At 39.7% G+C, this 1,042-nt stretch carries 1 protein-coding gene and 1 pseudogene; both read right to left on the bottom strand.

Annotated elements, in window-relative coordinates; translation table 11 throughout:
• Nucleotides 1–227: 227 nt before the first annotated feature.
• A pseudogene (locus OCV61_RS18440) lies at nt 228–528 on the bottom strand (recombinase family protein); the annotation flags it as partial.
• Between the two features lie 55 nt (nt 529–583).
• Nucleotides 584–952, bottom strand: coding sequence for an Rrf2 family transcriptional regulator (locus OCV61_RS18435; RefSeq protein WP_158422952.1), 369 nt, complete (start codon nt 950–952; stop codon nt 584–586).
• Nucleotides 953–1,042: the final 90 nt, after the last annotated feature.

Raw genomic sequence — 1,042 nt, 5'->3', positions numbered from 1 at the left:
GTAATCTTATTTTACTCTGAGGTATTTTTTTCTCAACCTTCTTTCTCGGAATTCCTTATATTTGAATTATACAAGAAGCTCCTTTTTTATACTAATCATACTCTATTGGAGAAAAAAGGCATACCCCTCGAAGGTAGAATATGAATTTTAAGTAATCCGAGGTGAATTTCATCACCTGTCCGGCATATGGGCAACCGACTGTTTTACTCCATCACCACGCATTTTCAGTAGATTGCGTTGCTCGTCAGATGCTTTCCGTCCATCCCCTTATTATGAAGTACGGATTTGATTTTCCGGCTGGTATCTCTTACATACCACTCATTCGTAATGTTAAGAAATGGGACAAATTCGTTACTGCCATCGTTTAGAGCACTGTCCACATTGTTGGAAATGGCGATAAATCGCACATTTTTCCAGGATTCTCTTCTGGTTTACGATACTGTTGCTGTCACCGCTTTGCTCATCATCTCGGGATACCCTCTCGTAGAGTGCAGTAATTTTGTTTAGTTCCGGTTGTTTTGTTTTCAGAAAAAGATTTCTGATACACTTTAAGCGCCCCTTATGTAAAAAAGCTCCGGCATTTCTATATTTTATCAAATCCTTTTGCTTTTTGATAATAGGAATCAATAATATCCTGCAAATTAATTTCTTTCATCCGTTTTTCAGCTGCCTCTTGTATTTCCTGATAGTAGTCGTGCAAAGCAAATTGAATATTCACTCCGACACCACATTCTGGATTGGTATGTGTATCCAGATGTAACAGTGGTTTGTCGCCTTCTACCGCTTTATAAATATCAAGAAGTGTGATCCTCTCTGGCAGTTTTGCCAAAATTGGTTTTGCATGACCAGTCACACTGGAAATCAATTTAGCTTTCCTTAATTTCATCATGATTTGCCGGACAAATGCAGGATTTGTTTGTATGCTGGCTGCGATTGCGGTGCTGCGTGACATGCTCCCACCACTTAAATCTCAGATTTTGAAGTGGGGGCTTCTTGCTCAATGGCTCTACTGAGCCAAGTATCTACAAGCTATCCTCGCGTG

The sequence above is a fragment of the Blautia ammoniilytica genome, from assembly GCF_025566965.1.
GTDB classification, from domain to species: domain Bacteria; phylum Bacillota; class Clostridia; order Lachnospirales; family Lachnospiraceae; genus Blautia_A; species Blautia_A ammoniilytica.
This window is presented reverse-complemented; position numbering and strand designations above follow the sequence as displayed.

Bases quoted from the DNA above. Each gene is read 5' to 3' on its own strand.
- OCV61_RS18435 (WP_158422952.1), bottom strand. From the start codon at position 952: ATGTCACGCAGCACCGCAATCGCAGCCAGCATACAAACAAATCCTGCA.